Below are 17,991 nucleotides of genomic sequence, written 5' to 3' on the forward strand. Positions count from 1 at the left end.
CCGGCCGGGTGAGCTGCCGTCAGGCCGCCGCCTGCCGCTCGAAGACGGCGGTGATCTCCTCGACGGAACGGCCCCTGGTCTCCGGCAGGAGGCGGTGGACGAAGACCACCGCCAGCACGCAGAGCGCCGCGAAGCTGACCATCACCCAGCCGAGTCCGACCCCGCTCTGCCAGATCGGGATCACCTCGATCAGCGCGAAGTTGGCCACCCAGTCCACCGCCGCGCCGATCGAGGCCGCCTGCCCGCGCACCGCGGTCGGGAAGACCTCTCCCTGCAGCAGCCAGCCGGTGCCGCCCACGCCGATCGCGAAGGCCGCGATGAACAGGCTCAGTCCGGCCATCACCACGACGACCTTCGCGGTCCCGCTGAGGAACCCCAGCCCGGCCGCGGCGACCAGCGCCATCACCCCCATCCCGAGGTAGCCGCCGATCGCCAGCTTCCGCCGCCCGATCCGGTCGATCCAGCGGAAGGCGAGATAGGTGGCGGCCACGTTGACCGCCGTCATGATCGCGGTCACCTCGATCCCCGAGGTGGTCTGGGCCAGCTTCGAGCCGTTCTCCTGGAAGATCGGCCCCAGCAGGTGCGGCCCGTAGTACAGCGGCACGTTGATCCCGGTGATCTGCTGGAAGACGAAGAAGACGCAGACCACCACCAGTGCCCTGCGCACCCCCGGGCTCCAGCCCCGCCTGCGGTCCCGCTCGTACCGCCGGTCGGTCTCCTCCAGCTGGTGGGCGGTCCGCTCGACCTCGTCGAGCCCGGCCTCGACGCCGAGCCGGCCCAGGGTCCGCCGGGCGTCCTCGTAGCGATGCCGGCGGAGGAGCCAGCGCGGGGACTCCGGCATCCGGGCCCTGAGCACCAGCCCGAGCAGTGCCGGGACCGCGCCGAGGCCGAGGATCAGCCGCCAGTCCAGCGAACCCGCGCTGCGGGGCAGCGTCTTGAAGATGACCAGCGCCACCAGATAGGCCACCAGGATGCCCACAGTGATCATCCACTGCTGGAGGATGGAGAGCGCACCGCGCCGGCCGCTGGGGGCGTACTCCGCGATGTAGGCGGTGGCCACCGCCGAGTCGGCGCCGATGGCCAGCCCGATCAGGGTCCGGGCCACCAGCAGCACCTCGGCGTTGGGCGTCAGCGCGGAGAGGATCGCGCCCAGCGCGTAGATCAGCGCGTCGGCGACCAGCAGGCTCTTCCGCCCGAACCGGTCGGTGAGCGGACCGGCCGCGAGCGCTCCGACGGCGGCCCCGAGGGAGGCTCCGGAGACCAGGTAGCCCAGGGCGAACCCGCCCATCGGGTACGGCACGAAGTTCAGCGCCGAGCCGATGTTCGAGGTGTCGTAGCCGAAGAGGAAGCCACCCAGGGTCGCCAGCAGCGTGAGCGACCAGTAGAACCTGGTCGGTACCCGCCGGTCGAGTTCGGACAGTACGCCCGTCGTGGTGGTGGTGTCAGCCACGGTCCCCTCCCCTAACGTGTCGTCGGTTGCCACGCCTACCACCGGCGGCAGCGGGCAAACGCCGACCGCGCCGGGCGCCGTTTGCCGGGCCGCTGCCGGGTTAGCCGCCGGTCCATGGACACCACACCCACATCGGCCCTGCTGGTCGAGGAGCGATCGGACCTCGGCGAGGTGGCCGAGCTGGCCCGGCGGCTCCGCGTCGACTCGCTGCGGTCCAGCACCGCCGCCGGTTCCGGACACCCCACCTCCAGCCTCTCAGCGGCCGACCTGCTGGCCGTGCTGACGGCCCGTCACCTGCGCTTCGACTGGTCCCGCCCGGACCTTCCGGAGAACGACCGGCTGATCTTCTCCAAGGGCCACGCCACCCCCCTGCTGTACTCGGTCTTCGCGGCGGCCGGCGTGGTCGGCGAGGAGGAGCTGCTGACCGGCTACCGCCGGCACGGCTCCCGCCTCCAGGGCCACCCCACCCCCGTCCTGCCCTGGGTCGACGCGGCCACCGGCTCACTCGGCCAGGGCATCGCCTACGGCGCCGGCATGGCGCTGGCCATCCGCCGGCTGCAACGCTCGCCGGCGCGGGTCTGGGTGCTCTGCGGCGACAGCGAGATGGCCGAGGGCTCCGTCTGGGAGGCGCTCGACCTGGCCGGCCGGGAGCGGCTGGGGGGCTTCGTCGCCATCGTCGACGTCAACCGCCTCGGCCAGCGCGGCCCCACCGCGCTCGGCTGGGACCTGGACGCCTACGCCGCCCGCGCCCGGGCGTTCGGCTGCCGCGCGCTTACCGTGGATGGCCACGATCTGGCCGCCGTCGACGAGGCGCTGAGCACCGCGGGCGACGGGCGGGAGCCCACCGTGGTGATCGCCAGGACGGTCAAGGGACAGGGGGTGGCCGAGCTCGCCGACCAGGAGGACTGGCACGGCAAGCCGCTCACCGAGGACCGCTGCGCCCAGGCCGTCGAGGAGCTGGGCGGCGTCCGCGAGGTGACCGTACGCGGCCCGCTGCCGCCCGAGCCGACCCCGTCGCCGGTCCCGCCGACCACCCCGACCCCGGCGAGGGCCACGGAGTCCGGCGGGCCGGCCGAGGCTGCCGGGTCCGGCGGGTCCGGCGAGGTGAAGCTGCCGGTCTTCGAGCCCGGGGAGTCCGTCTCCACCCGCTCCGCCTTCGGCAAGGCGCTGGCCGCCCTCGGCTCCCGGCCCGACGTGGTGGTGCTGGACGCCGAGGTGGGCAACTCCACCCACGCCCAGGACTTCGCCGAGGCCCATCCGGACCGCTACTTCGAGCTGTACATCGCCGAGCAGCAGATGGTCGCGACCGCGGTCGGCATGGCCGCGCGCGGCTACCGCCCGTACGCCGCGACCTTCGCGGCCTTCCTCAGCCGGGCGCACGACTTCCTGCGGATGGCCGCCGTCTCGCAGGCCGACATCGCCCTGTGCGGCAGCCACGTCGGGGTGGAGATCGGCGCCGACGGCCCCTCCCAGATGGGCCTGGAGGACCTCGCGATGATGCGGGCGCTGCACGGCTCGACGGTCCTCTACCCGGCCGACGCCACCGCCGCCGCCGCGCTCACCGCGGAGATGGCGGACCTCCCCGGCATCTCCTACCTCCGCACCACCCGCGGCGGCTACCCGGTGCTCTACCCGGACGGCGAGCGCTTCCCGGTCTGCGGCTCCAAGACGCTGCGGCGCACCGACGCGGACCGGGTGACGCTGGTCGGCGCGGGCGTCACGGTCCACGAATGCCTGTCCGCCGCCGACGAGTTGGCCCGGCACGGGATCCCGGCGCGGGTGATCGACCTGTACTCGGTCAAGCCGGTGGACGCCGAGACCCTGGAGTGCGCCGCCGAGGAGACCGGCGCCCTGGTGGTCGTCGAGGACCACCGCCCGGAGGGCGGCCTGGGCGAGGCCGTGCTCTCCGCGCTGGCCGAGCGGCGGCTCTCCCCTGCCGTGGCCCATCTGGCGGTGCGGGTACTCCCGGACTCGGGCGGCACCGCCGAGCTCCTCGATTTCGCGGGCATCTCGGCCGCCCACATCACCGCCGCGGCCCGCGACCTGATCTGGTCCGAGACCGACGCCGGCGCCGACGCCCAGACCGACGCCGGAGCCGGCGCGAAGGGCGCGCGGACCAGCGCGGGCTAGCTGAGGCCGAGGCCCGCCAGCAGGGCGTCCGGGCGCACCGGCAGGGAGCGGACCCGGATGCCCGTGGCGTCGTGGACGGCGTTGGCGACGGCGGCGGCCGAGCCGACGATGCCCAGCTCGCCGATCCCCTTGGTGCCCATCGGGTTGAGCTGCCGGTCGTCCTCCTCGATCCAGTGCGCCTCGACATGGGGCACGTCCGGGTGGACGGCGACGTGGTAGGAGGCCAGGTCGCGCTGGGCGTGATCGCCGAACTCCGGGTCCATCGAGCTGAACTCGGTGAGCGCCATCGAGAGCCCCATCACCATCCCGCCGACCAGCTGGGAGCGGGCCAGCCTGGGGTTGAGGATCCGCCCGGCCGCGAAGACCCCGAGCATCCGCGGCACCCGCACCTCTCCGGTGTCCGGGTCCACCGTCACCTCGGCGAAGTGGGCGCCGAAGGCGTGCCGGGCGAACGCGGCGCCGAGCTCCAGGTCGTCGGTGGTGTCGGCCTCCGCGGCCAGCCCCTCGACCGGCAGCGGCCGCCCGTTGTGCTCGGCCAGCCGGTCCCGCAGCAGCGAACCCGCCTTGTGCACCGCCCAGCCCCAGGAGGCCGTCCCGGAGGAGCCACCGGCGACCGAGGCCGGCGGCAGGGTGCTGTTGCCGATCTCCGGCCTGATCCGCCGCGGGTCGACGCCCAGCGACTCGGCGGCGATCTGCGCCATCGCGGTCCGCGCCCCGGTGCCGATGTCGGTGGCGTTGACCAGGATCCGGAAGGTGCCGTCCGGCATCGCCCGGGCCTCCGCCCGGCCCGGGTTGACCAGCACCGGATAGGTCGCGGCCGCCACCCCGCGGCCGATCAGCCGGCGACCCGGCCGCTCTCCCCCGTCGGTGCGCCCGGCCGCCGCCCCGCCGCCGGGCCAGCCGAACCGCCGCGCGCCCTCGCGGAGGCACTCCGTCAGATGCCGGCTGCTGAACGGCCGTCCGCTGTCCGGCTCGGCCCCCGGATCGTTCCTGATCCGCAGCTCGACCGGGTCCACCCCGCAGGCCTGGGCGAGCTCGTCCATCGCCGTCTCCAGCGCGAACATCCCCGGGCACTCCCCCGGCGCCCGCATCCAGGACGGCGTCGGCATGTCCAGCCGGGCCACCCGGTGCTCGGTACGGCTGTTCGGCGAGCGGTACATCACCCGGGCCGGCACCGCGGCCTGCTCGACGAACTCCTTCAGCTGCGAGGTGCAGGTCTGCACCTCGTGCACCAGGGTCTGGATGGTGCCGTCCGGCGCGGCGCCGATCCGCACCCGGTGCCGGGTCTCCGCCCGGTGCCCCACCAGGGCCGGCATGTACCGCCTGGGGAGGGCGAGTTGGACCGGCCGCCCGGCCTCCCGGGCGGCCATCGCGGCCAGCACCGCGGTCGGCCGCGGGGTGCCCTTGCTGCCGAAGCCGCCGCCGACGTGCTCGCTGACCACCTCGACCTGCTCCGGTTCGAGGCCGAAGAGCTGCGCCAGCGCGGTCTGCACGGCGGTGGTGCCCTGGCTCGACTCGAAGAGGAGCAGCCGGTCGCCGTCCCAGGCGGCGGTGCCGGCGTGCGGCTCCATCGGATGGTTGTGCAGCGGCGGGACGTGGTAGCGCCGGTCGATCCGGACCGGCGCGTCCAGCAGCCCCGCGTCCGGCTCCCCGCGCTCCCGGACGGCCGGGTGGCCGCCGTTGACCTCGTCCGGCAGGTACAGCCCGGGGTGGTCCGCACCGAGCAGCACGTCGTGCGGCTCCTCCGCGTACTCCACCCGTACCCGGTTCGCCGCGCAGCGGGCCGCCTCCAGCGTGGCGGCCACGGCCAGCGCGACGACCTGCCCGCGGTGGTCGACCCGGGCCGACTGGAGGACGTTGAGCATCGGGTCGTCCGGCGGGGCCAGCCGGGGCGCGTTCTCGTGGGTGAGGACCAGCAGCGTCGCCGGGTCGGCCAGCGCCTCCGCGCAGTCCACGGCGGTGACCCGGCCGCGGGCGATGGCGGCGACCACCGGCCAGGCGTAGACGAGGCCCTCCGGGTGCTGGTCGGCGGCGTAGCGGGCGGCACCGGTGACCTTCTCCCGGCTCTCCAGCCGGGCCGGGAAGGCGGCCTCGGGGTGCGTCCCGGTGTCGGTGTGCGCTGCGGTCATCGGCCTGCTCCTGCTCCTGATCCTGCTCCTGCTCCCGGCGTCGGTTCGGCGGCCAGTCGGTCGAGGAGAGCGGTCGCGGTGGACACCGCCAGCCCGACCTTGAACTCGTTGTCGGGCAGCGGCCGGGCGCCGGCCAGCTCCCGTTCCACGGCCCGGCGGAACGCGTCCCTCCCGGCCGGTCCGCCGCGCAGCGCCTCCTCGGCGATCCGGGCCCGCCAGGGCTTGGCGGCCACCCCGCCGAAGGCCAGCGCGGCCTCCGCCACCACGCCGTCCTCGACCCGCAGCACGGCGGCGACCGAGACCAGCGCGAAGGCGTAGCTCGCCCGGTCCCGCACCTTGCGGTAGGCGGACACCGCGCCGGGCACGGGCGGGGGCAGCCGGACGGCGGTGATCAGGTCGCCGTGCTCCAGCACGGTGTCCCGCTCGGGGGTGTCGCCGGGCAGCCGGTGGAGTTCGGTGACCGGCAGGGTGCGCCGGCCGCCGGCCGCCGTCAGCACCTCCACCTCGGCGTCCAGCGCGGCCATCGCCACCGCCATGTCCGAGGGATGGGTGGCCACGCAGTGCTCGGACCAGCCGAGGACGGCGAGTTCGCGGTGCTCGCCCCGGACGGCCGGGCAGCCGGTGCCGGGCTCCCGCTTGTTGCACGGCTTCCCGGTGTCCTGGAAGTAGAGGCAGCGGGTGCGCTGGAGGAGGTTGCCGCCGACCGTCGCCCGGTGGCGCAGCTGCGGCGAGGCGCCGTTCAGCAGCGCCTCGGAGAGCACCGGGTAGCGCTGCCGGACGGCGGGGTGGACGGCGGTGGTGCTGTTGCGCGCGGTGGCGCCGATCCGCAGCCCGCCGCCGGGGGTCTCCTCGATGCCGTCCAGCCCGAGCCGCCCCAGGTCCACCAGCCGGGTGGGGCGCTCCACGTCCAGCTTCATCAGGTCGACGAGGTTGGTGCCGCCGCCGAGGTAACCCGCTCCGGGTGCGGCGGCGACCGCGGCCACCGCCTCGTCCGGGCTGTCCGCGTGCTGGAAGCCGAAGGGCCTCATCGGCTCGCCTCCAGCACCGCGGCGACGATCCCCGGATAGGCGGCGCAGCGGCAGAGGTTGCCGCTCATCCGCTCGCGCACCTCCTCCTCGGAGAGCCGCACCGGGGTCTCCGGCGGCCCCGGCGGGGTGACCGCGCTCGGCCGGCCCTCGGCCGCCTCGCGGATCGCCGCCACCCCGGAGCAGATCTGCCCGGGAGTGCAGTAGCCGCACTGGAAGGCGTCGTGGTCGATGAAGGCCTGCTGGAGGCGGTGGAGCCGGCCGTCCGGTTCGGCCAGCCCCTCCACGGTGACGACCCGGGAGCCGTCCACGGAGGCCGCGAGCACCAGGCAGCTGTTCACCCGCTCGCCGTCGAGCAGCACCGTGCAGGCACCGCACTGGCCGTGGTCGCAGCCCTTCTTGCTGCCGGTCAGTCCGAGCCGTTCGCGCAGGGCGTCCAGCAGCGTGGTCCGGGTGTCGAGGGACAGCTCCCGCCGCTCGCCGTTGACTGTCAGTTCGACGGGCAGCTCGACGGCCTGTGCGACGGTCGGGGTAGTGGAAGGCATGCAGCCACGTGTAACCGAGGGCCGCCCGGTGCAAACGCCGCAGAACACCCGGACCGCCGCACACCTGGAGGAGAGATGACCACCGCCCGCACACCCGGACCCGAGGCCGGCGCCCGCCTCCGCGTCGCCACCCTCAACCTCTGGGGCACCCGCGGCGACTGGCCGGCCCGGCGGGAGCGGCTGGCCGCCGGCTTCGCCGAGATCTCCCCCGATCTGGTGGTGCTTCAGGAGACCATCCTCACCGACGAGTACGACCAGGTGCGCGACCTCCTCGGCGAGGAGTACCACGTGGTCCACCAGAGCAAGCGGGAGCCGGACGGCCAGGGCGTGAGCACCGCCAGCCGGCTGCCGCTCGGCGAGGTCTCCGAGGTGGACCTCCAACTCACCCCGCGCACCCTCGACTTCGCCTGCACCAGCCTCCTCGCCGAGGTGCTGGCCCCGCCGCCGTTCGACCGGATCTGGCTGCTCAACCACTTCCCCAGCTGGCGCCTCGACCTGGCGTACGAGCGGGAGCGGCAGGCCGTGGTGGCGGCCCGGGTGCTCCAGGACGCCGCCGCCGCCCGGCCCGGGCACCAGCTGGTGGCCGGCGACCTGGACGCCGACCCGGACTCCTCCTCGATCCGGTTCTGGACGGGCCGGCAGTCCCTGGAGTCGACCAGCGTCTGCTTCCGGGACGCCTGGGAGAGCACCCACGGCCGGCACTCCGCCGACCGGTTCGGCCACACCTACGTCCCGGACAATCCGCACAGCGTGGACTGGGACTGGCCGTTCCGGCGGATCGACTACCTCCTGGTCGGCTGCGGCCACCACGGCGGGCCGACCCTCGCCGTCCGGCACTGCGTCCGGGCCTTCGACCGGCCCTGGGACACCGTCAGCGACCACTACGGCCTGGTCGCCGACCTGGTGCCGGCACCAGGCTGAGCTCAGGACCGCTCGCCGCCGTGGTCTATCCAGGCGTCCACCTCGCTCCACCGGGCCAGCAGCCAGTCGCCCAGCTCCCGGGACTCCGCCGGGATCCGGGCCCGGTCCAGCGGCCGCCACTCGACCCGGACCGGCTCGCGCAGCGGCAGCCCGTCCCACAGGGTGCGCAGCGAGACGACCCCGTCCAGGCCGGTGTGGGCGAGGAGCACCGGCTCCGCCCGGGGGGCCGCGCCGAGGGCGGCCGAGGCGCCGGCGGTGTGCGGCGGCAGTACGTGCCGCAGCCGGGCGGCGGTGCGCGCCTCGCGGGGCCGCCCGGCGGCCCGCAGGCGGGCGACGGCCCGGGCCCGGCGGCCCGGGGTGAAGGTCCTGCCCTCGACGAAGATCAGCAGCGCGTCGTCCGGGCCCAGCCCCTCCGCCAGCTCGGCGACGGCCGCGCTCCGCGCGTGCGGGTCGGCGTTCCGCTGGGCCGGCAGGTAGCAGTGCGGAATCCGTCCGATCAGCAGGTCCAGCGCCGGGTCGAAGCGGAGCGCCGCCTTGAGCACCGGGCAGGGGCGCAGCCCGGCCTCCGCCAGCAGCCAGTGCACCAGCAGGAAGGAGTCCCCGAAGCCGCCGTGCCGGGCGAGCACCACGGCCGGGCCGCTCGGGTCGCCGTCGTCCCCGTGCCGGTCGGTCTCCACCCGCAGGCCCAGCGCCCAGCGGGCGTACCGGTGGAGGGTGTCGAGGAGGGTGCGCAGCCGCCGGTAGGCCCACTCGGGCTCCGGCCGCCGCCGGCAGCTGTCGTACGCCGCGGCCAGCACGCCCGCCGCGTCGACCAGCAGGTAGAGCAGCAGGCAGCCGGCGAATCTGAGCGGCCGGGCCGGGGTGGAGAAGAGCAGCGCCACCGGGCCGTCCAGCAGCGCGGCCACCAGCAGGAGGGCGGCGGCGAGCGGCAGCAGCACGGCGAGCAGACCGATCATCAGGGTCCGCCGGGCGGCCGTGCGCCAGGCGGCGGTCACGCCCCGCCCCGGTCCGCGCCGGGGGCGCCGGGCGCCCCGGGGGCCCCGGCAGCGCCGGTGCCGCTCTCGGCGAGCGTTTCCAGGTAGCCGAGGGAGGCCCGGTAGGCCCGTTCGATCCGCTCCTCGGCGGCGGCGAAGGTCTGGTGCCGCCACCAGCCTCGGCTGCCGGGGCGGGCCTGGCCGGCCGCGCCGGTCGGCAGCACATGGACGGCGACCGAGCCCGGCAGGTCGGACATGTCCCGGGCGAACCGGTGCCGCCGGGCGATCTCGAAGGCGACCGCCGCCACCTCGGCCGGATGCCTCGGCGGTTGCAGCGCCTGCTCCACCCGCCCCACCTGGAGGACGAAGACCTCGCGGGCGCCGAGCGCCACCGCCCGCCCGACCGGGATGCTGTTCACCAGGCCGCCGTCCAGGAAGTGGCGGTCGCCGATCCGCACCGGCGGCAGCAGGCCGGGCACCGCGGAGGAGGCCAGCACCGCCGGCACCACGGGCCCCTCGGTGAACCAGTGCTCGGAGGCCTCCTCGATGCAGGCGGCGACGCACTGGAAGGGGACCGCAAGGGACTCCATCGGTACCCCCGGCAGGTCCTCCTCGAGCATCCGCCGCAGCGGCTCGTGGCTGTAGAGGTGGGTGCGGGAGCGGGCCGCCGTCCCCACCCGCCGCCAGAGCGGCGCGGAGAACACGCCGGCCCGGCCGAGGCCCGTCCACAGCTCGGCCAGCCGCCCGACCGCCCGCACGCTGGGATCGGCCGCGACCACGGCGCCGTTCACCGCGCCCACCGAGGCGCCCACCACCAGGTCCGGCCGGTAGCCGGCCTCCAGCAGCGCCTTGAGCATCCCCACCTCGTACGCGCCGAGGGCGCCTCCGCCGCCCAGCACGAACGCGCACCGGTGCCCGCCCTCGTCCGCCCCGGCCACCGCCCACCTCATCCCGCTCCGTCCGACGTGCGTCCGACCGCACACCTACCCGGCGCGGACCGGATCAGTAGCGCTGGGCCTGGGCGACCCGGGCGGTGAGGGTCTTCCCCTCGTCCTTGGTGCTGAAGGCGACCGGCTGGGCCCTGCCCCCGGCGGCGACCTTCTGGGCGCCCACGACGTCGCTGTCCACCACCGCGCCGGAGGGGTCCCGGAACTCCACCTTCACCGCGTAGTCCGCCTCGGAGCCGCTGTGGTTGGTGATGTTGACGACCACCGCGTGGAGCCCGCCGGTCTGCGCCTTGGGCACGCCGGTGAGCTGGATGTCGCCGGTCGCGTTGCCCGCGCCGGAGACCTTCGCCAGCTCCGCCTTGGCGGCGTCGGCCGCCTGCTTGGTCTGCGCCGAGACGGAGGCCTCGAAGGAGGAGGCCGCGGCGGAGGCCGAGGAGGCCGCCGCGGAGGCGGAGGCCCGGGCCGAGGCGCTGATCGAGGCGAAGACCGAGTGGCTGGGCGTCGAGGTGACCTGGGTCGGCGTCGGGCTGCCCGAGCCGGAACCGGAGGAGCCGCCGCAGGCGGCGAGCGCGAGCACGGCCGCGGCGGCGAGCGCGGCCCGCCCGCGACGCGGATCCGGCGGCCGGCGCGGATCCGGCGGCCCTCGCGGTGCGGCACGGGCACGAGGGGGACGGCAGGGGCGGGGGCGGTGCGGGCGCCGATGCGGCTCATTCGGCTTTCCTCCGATGACGGGCTGTCAGGCGGGCGAGCGGCTGCTCTGCTCCACGCTGACGCCTGGTCACCTCCCGCGCAGTCCGCATGCCGCCGGTCGGCGTACACCGGCCGACGCGGCCGGGGCCACGGCGGACCGGCGGCGGCACCGGCGGCGGACCGGCGGCCGGCCGGTCGCCGAGGGCGCGGCAGGGGCAGCGCGGGGCCGGCTGAGACCGGCCCCGCCCGGCCCCCGGCCCGCGGCCGTTCGGCCCCTCCTCCGGGGGAGCGCCGGGGCCAGGCTGAAGCCGAGGAGTCTCAGCGGAAGGGGTCCGGCCATGGACGTGATGGTCCGTCATCTGCTGGCGTGGTTGGCCGAGTCGGTGCTCTACGTGGTCGCCGTGCTGGCCCTGGTGATCGCGGTGGGGCTGGCGGTCTCGGTGATCGGCCTGCCGGCCGCGCCGTTCGTCGCGCTGTTCGCGATGCTGCTCTTCGGGCTGGCCCGGAAGATCGCCCACGCGGACCGGGCGGCCCGCGGCTGAGGCGGTCGGGTACGGCCTCCCGGCAGCCCGTCACCAGGCGTTCTCCCACCTCCGGTGGGGGGACGCCGGCACGTCCAGGGCCCGTCCGCGGAGCAGGTTCCGCACGTCGTGCTCGGTGACGATGCCGAGCAGCCGGCGGCCGGCCGCCGGTTCGTCGACCACCAGCAGCCGGGTCCCGGTCTCCGGGGTGCACCGGGCCAGGGCCGGCGCCAGCGGCTCGCCCGGGATCGCGAAGGCGCAGCGCCCGGCCGGTACGGCCAGGTCGCGGACTCGCACCAGCGCCCGCCGCTCCCCCGGTACGGCCGAGATCCGGGCCGTGGTGACCAGCCCGGAGCAGCGGCCCACCACATCGGTCAGCGGCACCGCCGAATGCCGCCGCGCGCCCGGCACCTCGGCGACGAACCGCTCCAGGTCGAACCAGTCCGGCCCGGAGTCCACCGGCGTCGACATCGCCTGGCCGACCAGGACCCCGCGCAGTGCGGCGGCCAGCGTCGCGGACCTCCGCTCGGCACCGGCCGCGCCGCTCAGGAACACCCCGATCAGCGCCAGCCAGAGCCCCTGGACCGCCGCGCCGGTGAACGTCGAGAGGAGGCCGAGGACCACCAGCGCGATGCCGAGGAACCGCCCGGCCGCGGCGGCCTGCGCGGCGCTCCGGTCGGGGTCGCCGCCGCGCGCCCACAGCACCGCCTGGAGCACCCGTCCGCCGTCCAGCGGCGCGCCCGGCAGCAGGTTGAAGCCGCCGAGCAGCAGGTCGACCCAGCCGAGCCAGGCCAGCACCGCGGCCGTCAGAGCCCCGCGGCCCCCGGTGGACCCGGCACCGATCCCGGCCGCCGCGCCGAGCGCGGCGCCGCCCACCACCAGGCTGGCCAGCGGGCCGGCGAGGGAGATCGCCAGCAGCGCCCGGGGCCGCTCGGCCCGGCCCATCCGGGTCACCCCGCCGAGCGCCCACAGCGTCACGTCCTCGACCCGGACGCCGAACCGGCGGGCGGTCAGGGCGTGCGCGAACTCATGCGCGGCCAGCGCCGGGAGCAGTGCGGCGGCGGCCACCAGGGCGGCCAGCCCGTACGCCGCGCCGGAGCGGCCGGGCGCCCAGGCCGGCAGGGTGCCCCGGCCGAGGCCGTAGCCGAGGAAGAGCACCAGCAGCGGCACCGTCCAGTGCAGCCGGAGCGGGATGCCGAACAGCCGCCCGCAGGGGATGGCCCCGTTCATCTCCGCTCACCTGAACCGCCCGCGCCCGGACCAGGAGGGCTCCACCCGCTGCCACTCCCGCTCCCACGCGCGGTCCGCGCGCCGGTTGAGACGGTGCCGGGCCAGCAGGTCGGTGGAGCCGACCAGGACGCCGGCGCCGATCCAGGCCGCGGTGCCGACCAGGATGCCGTCCAGGGTGGCGGCGGACGCCGTGGTGGGAGCGCCCACCGCGGCACCGGTTCGGTCGGTCCAGGTGTGGACGCGGCCGCCCACCGGGGTTCCGTCGGGGACGGCGATGGTGGCGGTGTGGCGGTGGCCGTCCGGGCCGGTCCAGGCGGCGGTGGCGACCGAGGCGCCGCTGCCGCCGGTGACCGGCTGCGCGCCGGCCGGATAGGCGGGAGACGTGGTCACCGCGGTGACCAGCCGGCGGGTCGCGGCCTGGTGCGCCGCCAGGCTCTGCTCGCTGTGCAGCGCCAGCAGCCCGACCAGCAGGCCGACGGCCAGTGTGCCGAGCAGCAGTACCCCGGTGATCAGTCCCAGCGCGCTGCGCGCCCGGTCGATCGGCCGGACCAGAGGGCTGCGGTCGCGGCCCGCGGCCCGGCGCAGGTCCGTCACGAAGCGCGAGCCGCGTCCGTGGTGAACGGAAGCGGAACTCGGCTCCTGGTGCCGGTGATGATGATGGGCGGCCCCGGGCATCGACACACCTCCTTCGACTCTTCGCCTTACCACTCATGGTCGGAGTAACGGTGTCTTCCGGACAGGATCCGCCGGGGCAGCGGAGGAGGGCCGGTCGGCCGTACCCGATACGGCCGACCGGTCACCGAGCGGGACCGGTGGCCCCTCCCGCGCGCGCGGGAGGGCGGGCAGGGTCGACAGTGCAAGGAAGAGCGAGAGTGATGACCGACTCCGTCGCAGGGGGCGCAGATGTACGCGTTCGGCATGACGGTGCTGCTCGGGCTGGCGATCGTGGTGATCGCCAAGATCGCCGCGCGGTACCTGTCCCTGGCCCAGGAATACTGGGCGTTCGTGCTGGTGGCGCTGGGCGTGGGCGCGTCCTGGCTGGCAGGCTTCGACCTCTTCGCGGCCTGGCACCTCGCCGTCCGGAACGGTGACATCGGGATGACGGTGACGGGCCTCGCCATCGCGGGCGCGGCCTACTTCTGGCGGGTCATCCTGGACTTCTTCTACGGGATCTCCCGCAAGTTCACCGACGAGGCAGCGAGCCTGGAGAAGTCCCAGCAGCTGCGCCGGGTCGCCTGACCGAGGAGGCGGACGGCCCCTCGGGGGCGTCCGCGGCGCGACCCGATCCGGAGAGCGGCCGGTGGAGGGAGTGCTCCCCTCCACCGGCCTCTCCTTGTGTCGTGGCCGGCGGCGGAGGGCGCCGTTTCGGGTCGGGTCGGCGTGGTATCCGCAGCAGGATCGGCGGAGACCGCCGATCCGCCTGCTTGGAGAGGAGGCCGGAGATGACCGGGCATTCCGACGATCTCCCGCTGCCCGAATACGACCAGCTCTCGGTGAGCACCATCGCGCAGCGGATCCGCCCCCTGGGCGGCGAGCAGCTGGAGGAGCTGCTCACCCACGAGGGCGACCACGCCGCCCGGCCCGCCGTCCTGGAGGTGCTGACGGCGCGGCTGCACGAGCTGGAGAGCGGGGCCGAGCCGAGCCCCGGCGGGGAGGATCCGGCGGCCGGGCCGCCCGGACGGCCGGCGGGGGGCTCGCCCGTCTCTCCGTCCACCGCCCGCACGCCGGTGCATCCGCCGCCGCACGGCAACCCGGCGCAGCCGGCCCGCCCCAAGGGCGACCGGGGGTAGCAGCAATGGAGGAAGAGGAGGTGCTCCGGGGTGCCCGGTGAGGAGTACGACGCCGGACCGTTCCTGCCGGCCGGGGGCGGCCGCAGCCTCACGGCACTCCGCCGGGCCGCGGCCGACTGCCGGGGCTGCCCGCTGCACGCCGACGCGACCCAGACCGTCTTCGGCCGGGGAAGCGCCGGCGCCCGGGTGATGCTCATCGGCGAGCAGCCGGGCGACCAGGAGGACCGGCGCGGCGAGCCGTTCGTCGGTCCGGCCGGAGGGGTGCTGCGCAAGGCCCTGGACGAGGCCGGGCTCGACCCGGACCAGGCCTATGTCACCAACGCCGTCAAGCACTTCAAGTTCAAGCTGGGCGGCAGCGGCGGCAAGCGCAGGCTCCACCAACCGCCGACGCTGCGCGAGGCGGCCGCCTGCCGCCCCTGGCTGGAGGCCGAACTGCGGCTGGTGGCCCCGGAGTTGCTGGTGGCGCTGGGCGCCACGGCCGGCCGGGCGCTGCTCGGCAGCGGCTTCCGGGTCACCCGGGACCGCGGCCGACTGCTGGAGGCGGAGGGCCGGCCGCTGATCGCGACCATCCATCCGTCCGCGGTCCTCCGCGCCGACCGGGACGCCCGCGAGGCGGCCCGCGAGGGCCTGGTGGCCGACCTCGAACTCGCCGCGAGGACCCTGGCCGGCGACGCCTGAGCCACGGCGCTCGATGAGCCCACCCCGATGAGCCCGCGAGGCCCACGGCACGCGAGCCGATCGCGCGGCACCCGAGCCGATCGCGCCCGCACGCTCCGGCCCCGGCCGCACGCCCCGTCAGGGGTGCGGCCCGGGGCCGGAGGCGGGTCAGTGGGCGGGCCGGTCCCGGTCGTCCAGGGCCTCGTCGACGTTCCCGGGGTCGCCGAGTCCGCCGGCCCCCTCCGCGGCGATCGCCTCCTCCTCGGGGGAGGTCACGTCGTCGGCGGCGGCGTGCGGCGGGCCCGGGGCCGGGCCGGGGTGCGGGGCGCCGGAAGGCTGCTCACCGGCCGGCGCCGGCGGGTAGCCCGGCGCCTGGGTGGCGTAGGGGCCGAGCGGCGGTGCGGGCTCGGGGCCGGCGTCCGCCTCCTCCTGGCGCCTGGCGCGGACTTCGTCCGGCGCCAGCTGGGTCGGCGGCTCGACGCGGCCGCGCCACGCGCCGGTCTCCTCGCCCCGGTCCTCGATGAACCGCTTGAAGTTCTTCAGGTCCCCCTCGATCCGCGAGCTGACGAAGCCGAGCTTGTCGCCCACCTGCTCCAGGACCCCCTGCGGGGCGAACTCCATCTGCACCATGATCCGCGTACGGAGGTCGTCAAGCCGGTGGAAGGTGACCACCCCGGCCTGCTCGGGGCCCTCCACCGCGTGCCAGGCGATCCGGTCGTCCGGGATCTGCTCGCTGATCTCGGTGTCGAACTCCCTGTCCACCCCGGCGATGCTGGTCACCCAGTGCATCTGGGTCGGGGTGCGCTGCTCGATCCGCTTCACCCCGCGCATGAACGCCGGAAACTCCTCGAACTGCGTCCACTGGTCGTACGCGGTACGGACCGGGACGGCGACGTCGATCGACTGCTCGACGCTGGCCACAGGTCATCACTCCCCTTCTGCGCCTGTACTGCCTGCGTCCTGTCTCGGGTACCCCCGACCCGGCCGCCCACACGACCGACCGGGGTGACCTCCTCCACCCCGCGCGCGTCGCGGGGTTGCGCTTCCGGGCGCGTATGCGAGTCTCTCGGCGGGGTAGCGGAAGAGTCGGCCGCACGAGGCGCGCGCAGGAGGCGACGGGATGTCCGAGGTTTTCGACGCGGTGGTGGTGGGCGCCGGTCCCGGCGGCGAGGTGGCGGTCAGCCGGCTCGCGGCGGGCGGCCTGCGCACGGCGCTGGTGGAGAAGGAGCTGATCGGCGGGGAGTGCGGCTACTACGGCTGCATCCCGTCGAAGACACTGCTGCGCGGGCCGGAGGCGCAGGCCCAGGCGGAGCGGGTGGCCGGGCTCTCCCGGCCGGCGCTGGACTGGCCCGCCCTCCGCGACTACCGGGACGTGATGGTGCGCCATCACGACGACTCCCGGCAGGTAGAGGAGTACCGCAAGAACGGCGTCGAGGTGGTGAAGGGCTCCGCGCGGTTCGTCGGCCGCGACCCGTGGACGCTGGCCGTCGGGGACCGGGTGCTCGCGGCCGAGCACGTGGTGCTGGCCACCGGCTCGCAGCCGGTCCGGCCGGACATCCCCGGACTCGACCGGGTCCCGGTGTGGACCAACCGGGAGGCGACCAGCCTGCGGGAGATCCCCGGGCGGGCGGCGCTGATCGGCGGCGGCCCGGTCGCCGTCGAGCTTGGGCACTTCCTGGCCCGGATGGGCTGCGAGGTGACGCTGCTGGTCCGCGGCGAGCGGCTGCTCGCGCGGGAGGACCCCAGGCTGGGCGAGGAGGCGGCCCGGCTGCTCTCCGCCGACGGCGCCACCGTGCTGACCGGACGTCAGGCCCGCTCGGCCCGCCCGTCCGGCTCGGGCGGCGCGGTGCTGGAACTCGACGACGGCCGGGAGCTGACCGTCGACGTGGTCGTCCTCGGCACCGGCCGCCGGCCGGGGACCGCCGGGCTGGGCCTGGAGGACGTCGGCGTACCGGTCGACGTCCGCGGCGCGCTGCCGGTGGACGACCGCTGCCGGGCCGCTCCCGGACTGTGGGCGGTGGGCGACGTCACCGGGCGCCCGGCCTTCACCCATCTCGCCAAGTACCACGCGCGGGTGGCCGCGGACACCATCCTGGGCAAGCGGCGGGTGCGCAACGACGCGGTGCATCCGCGGGTGGTCTTCACCGAACCGGAGATCGCCGCGGTGGGGATGACCCCCGCCGAGGCGGAGCGGGCGGGGATCGACGCCGCCGAGGCGACGGTGGACCTGGCCGCGGCGCTGGCCCGGCCGTGGACCTTCGACACCGAGCCGCACGGCCGGCTCAGCCTGCTGGCCGACCGCGAGCGGCGGGTGCTGGTGGGCGCCTGGGCGGTGGCCCCGATGGCCGGCGAGTTCATTCACTACGCGGTGCTGGCCATCCGGGCCGCCGTGCCGATCGACGTCCTCCTCGACGACATCGCCCAGTTCCCCACGTACAGCGAGGGGTTCCTGAACGCGCTGGAGCAGTTGGAACTCTGAGTGGGAACTCTGAGGCGGCGGGTCAGGCCGTCGGCGCGGGCTCGCCGCTCGGGGCGGGGAAGGGCTCGCGGAAGGTGAACGCCCGCTGGGTGGGCCCGAGTTCGCGGAGGAGGGCGAGCCGCGCGGTGGCCTCGGGGACGGTGGGGCGGTGGCCGGCCGGGACCCACCACAGGGCCTGGTGCGCCTCGACGTGCCGGACGAACCACTCGCGGCGGCGGCTGAGCACTCGCAGGTGGGCGCTCTGGTAGACGTACGCCCGCAGCGCCGCCAGGGACTCCCAGACCGAGCAGTTGAGGAGGAGCAGCCGGTCCGCGCTGTCCGGACGCAGCATGGTGTTGTCCGCGCCGCCCTCGTCCACCATCCGCCAGACGAAGCCCGGCGAGCCGTCGGCGAGGGCGTTGATCTCGGGGAGGTTCGCGACGAAGTCGGCGAGTTCCGGGGACTCCAGCGGAGCGACGATGTGCCCGACGTTCACCTGGGCGAGTTGATAGCCGGTCATGGGC

Annotated in this window: 17 protein-coding genes and 1 pseudogene; 7 read left to right on the forward strand and 11 right to left on the reverse strand. The window is 75.7% G+C overall.

Annotated features, from left to right (window positions below; genetic code table 11):
* Nucleotides 1-19: 19 nt before the first annotated feature.
* Nucleotides 20-1,450, reverse strand: a complete 1,431-nt coding sequence (locus tag BS73_RS06270) for a sugar porter family MFS transporter (protein ID WP_037570334.1) — start codon at nucleotides 1,448-1,450, stop codon at nucleotides 20-22.
* Between the two features lie 114 nt (nucleotides 1,451-1,564).
* On the opposite strand from BS73_RS06270, the gene BS73_RS06275 reads away from it, so the two are divergent.
* Nucleotides 1,565-3,580 (forward strand): transketolase, encoded by a 2,016-nt coding sequence (locus BS73_RS06275; RefSeq protein WP_084703841.1) that lies wholly within the window; start codon nucleotides 1,565-1,567, stop codon nucleotides 3,578-3,580.
* On the opposite strand, the gene BS73_RS06280 is transcribed toward BS73_RS06275, so the two are convergent.
* Genes BS73_RS06280 through BS73_RS06290 form a run of 3 tightly spaced genes read right to left on the reverse strand, consistent with a single transcriptional unit; the run spans nucleotide 3,577 to nucleotide 7,279 of the window.
* Nucleotides 3,577-5,709 carry a xanthine dehydrogenase family protein molybdopterin-binding subunit gene (locus BS73_RS06280; RefSeq protein WP_037570336.1) on the reverse strand — a complete coding sequence of 711 codons (2,133 nt, stop codon included), beginning with the start codon at nucleotides 5,707-5,709 and terminating at the stop codon, nucleotides 3,577-3,579. The two genes, BS73_RS06275 and BS73_RS06280, sit on opposite strands and share 4 nt — an antisense overlap.
* Nucleotides 5,706-6,737: an FAD binding domain-containing protein gene (locus BS73_RS06285; protein ID WP_037570345.1), complete on the reverse strand. Its 1,032-nt coding sequence runs from the start codon at nucleotides 6,735-6,737 to the stop codon at nucleotides 5,706-5,708. The genes BS73_RS06280 and BS73_RS06285 overlap by 4 nt, the downstream gene beginning before the upstream one ends.
* Nucleotides 6,734-7,279, reverse strand: coding sequence for a (2Fe-2S)-binding protein (locus BS73_RS06290; RefSeq protein ID WP_051939561.1), 546 nt, complete (start codon nucleotides 7,277-7,279; stop codon nucleotides 6,734-6,736). Before BS73_RS06290 ends, BS73_RS06285 begins: the two co-directional genes overlap by 4 nt.
* A 75-nt stretch (nucleotides 7,280-7,354) precedes the next feature.
* Here BS73_RS06290 and BS73_RS06295 point away from each other — a divergent pair, with 75 nt between their 5' ends.
* Nucleotides 7,355-8,200 carry an endonuclease/exonuclease/phosphatase family protein gene (locus tag BS73_RS06295; RefSeq protein ID WP_037570347.1) on the forward strand — a complete coding sequence of 282 codons (846 nt, stop codon included), beginning with the start codon at nucleotides 7,355-7,357 and terminating at the stop codon, nucleotides 8,198-8,200.
* Nucleotides 8,201-8,202: 2 nt separating this feature from the next.
* Here BS73_RS06295 and BS73_RS06300 read toward each other — a convergent pair whose 3' ends face one another.
* The 3 genes from BS73_RS06300 to BS73_RS06310 are packed head-to-tail and all read right to left on the reverse strand — an operon-like array spanning nucleotide 8,203 to nucleotide 10,698.
* Nucleotides 8,203-9,195, reverse strand: coding sequence for a lysophospholipid acyltransferase family protein (locus BS73_RS06300; protein ID WP_037570349.1), 993 nt, complete (start codon nucleotides 9,193-9,195; stop codon nucleotides 8,203-8,205).
* The gene (locus BS73_RS06305; protein WP_051939564.1) at nucleotides 9,192-10,124 is read right to left on the reverse strand and encodes a patatin-like phospholipase family protein; all 933 of its coding nucleotides are present in this window, start codon (nucleotides 10,122-10,124) and stop codon (nucleotides 9,192-9,194) included. Before BS73_RS06305 ends, BS73_RS06300 begins: the two co-directional genes overlap by 4 nt.
* A gap of 52 nt (nucleotides 10,125-10,176) precedes the next feature.
* A complete protein-coding gene (locus tag BS73_RS06310) occupies nucleotides 10,177-10,698 on the reverse strand; it encodes a hypothetical protein (RefSeq protein ID WP_200886654.1) in 522 nt (173 codons plus the stop codon).
* Between the two features lie 451 nt (nucleotides 10,699-11,149).
* Here BS73_RS06310 and BS73_RS06315 point away from each other — a divergent pair, with 451 nt between their 5' ends.
* On the forward strand, nucleotides 11,150-11,353 hold the full coding sequence (locus BS73_RS06315) for a hypothetical protein (protein WP_037570353.1): 204 nt from the start codon (nucleotides 11,150-11,152) through the stop codon (nucleotides 11,351-11,353).
* A gap of 30 nt (nucleotides 11,354-11,383) precedes the next feature.
* On the opposite strand, the gene BS73_RS06320 is transcribed toward BS73_RS06315, so the two are convergent.
* Entirely contained in the window at nucleotides 11,384-12,562 is a 1,179-nt protein-coding gene (locus BS73_RS06320; protein WP_037570355.1) for a site-2 protease family protein, read from the reverse strand.
* A gap of 6 nt (nucleotides 12,563-12,568) precedes the next feature.
* A complete protein-coding gene (locus BS73_RS06325; protein WP_152617533.1) occupies nucleotides 12,569-13,156 on the reverse strand; it encodes an Rv1733c family protein in 588 nt (195 codons plus the stop codon).
* Between the two features lie 309 nt (nucleotides 13,157-13,465).
* Between BS73_RS06325 and BS73_RS06330 the strand changes: the two genes are divergently transcribed.
* The 3 genes from BS73_RS06330 to BS73_RS06340 all read left to right on the forward strand — a co-directional run bounded on the left by BS73_RS06330 (nucleotide 13,466) and on the right by BS73_RS06340 (nucleotide 15,030).
* Nucleotides 13,466-13,801 (forward strand): hypothetical protein, encoded by a 336-nt coding sequence (locus tag BS73_RS06330; protein ID WP_037570357.1) that lies wholly within the window; start codon nucleotides 13,466-13,468, stop codon nucleotides 13,799-13,801.
* 203 nt (nucleotides 13,802-14,004) lie between these two features.
* Nucleotides 14,005-14,352, forward strand: a complete 348-nt coding sequence (locus tag BS73_RS06335; RefSeq protein WP_037570359.1) for a hypothetical protein — start codon at nucleotides 14,005-14,007, stop codon at nucleotides 14,350-14,352.
* 30 nt (nucleotides 14,353-14,382) lie between these two features.
* Nucleotides 14,383-15,030 carry a UdgX family uracil-DNA binding protein gene (locus tag BS73_RS06340; RefSeq protein ID WP_037570361.1) on the forward strand — a complete coding sequence of 216 codons (648 nt, stop codon included), beginning with the start codon at nucleotides 14,383-14,385 and terminating at the stop codon, nucleotides 15,028-15,030.
* A 456-nt stretch (nucleotides 15,031-15,486) separates the two neighbouring features.
* On the opposite strand, the pseudogene BS73_RS39255 reads toward BS73_RS06340, so the two are convergent.
* Nucleotides 15,487-15,930: pseudogene (locus tag BS73_RS39255) on the reverse strand (SRPBCC family protein); the annotation flags it as partial.
* A 199-nt stretch (nucleotides 15,931-16,129) separates the two neighbouring features.
* Between BS73_RS39255 and BS73_RS06350 the strand changes: the two are divergent.
* Nucleotides 16,130-17,488 (forward strand): dihydrolipoyl dehydrogenase family protein, encoded by a 1,359-nt coding sequence (locus BS73_RS06350; RefSeq protein WP_037570363.1) that lies wholly within the window; start codon nucleotides 16,130-16,132, stop codon nucleotides 17,486-17,488.
* Between the two features lie 22 nt (nucleotides 17,489-17,510).
* On the opposite strand, the gene BS73_RS06355 is transcribed toward BS73_RS06350, so the two are convergent.
* A complete protein-coding gene (locus BS73_RS06355) occupies nucleotides 17,511-17,987 on the reverse strand; it encodes a DUF3291 domain-containing protein (protein WP_037570366.1) in 477 nt (158 codons plus the stop codon).
* Nucleotides 17,988-17,991: the final 4 nt, after the last annotated feature.

This window comes from Phaeacidiphilus oryzae TH49 (assembly GCF_000744815.1).
Lineage (GTDB): Bacteria > Actinomycetota > Actinomycetes > Streptomycetales > Streptomycetaceae > Phaeacidiphilus > Phaeacidiphilus oryzae.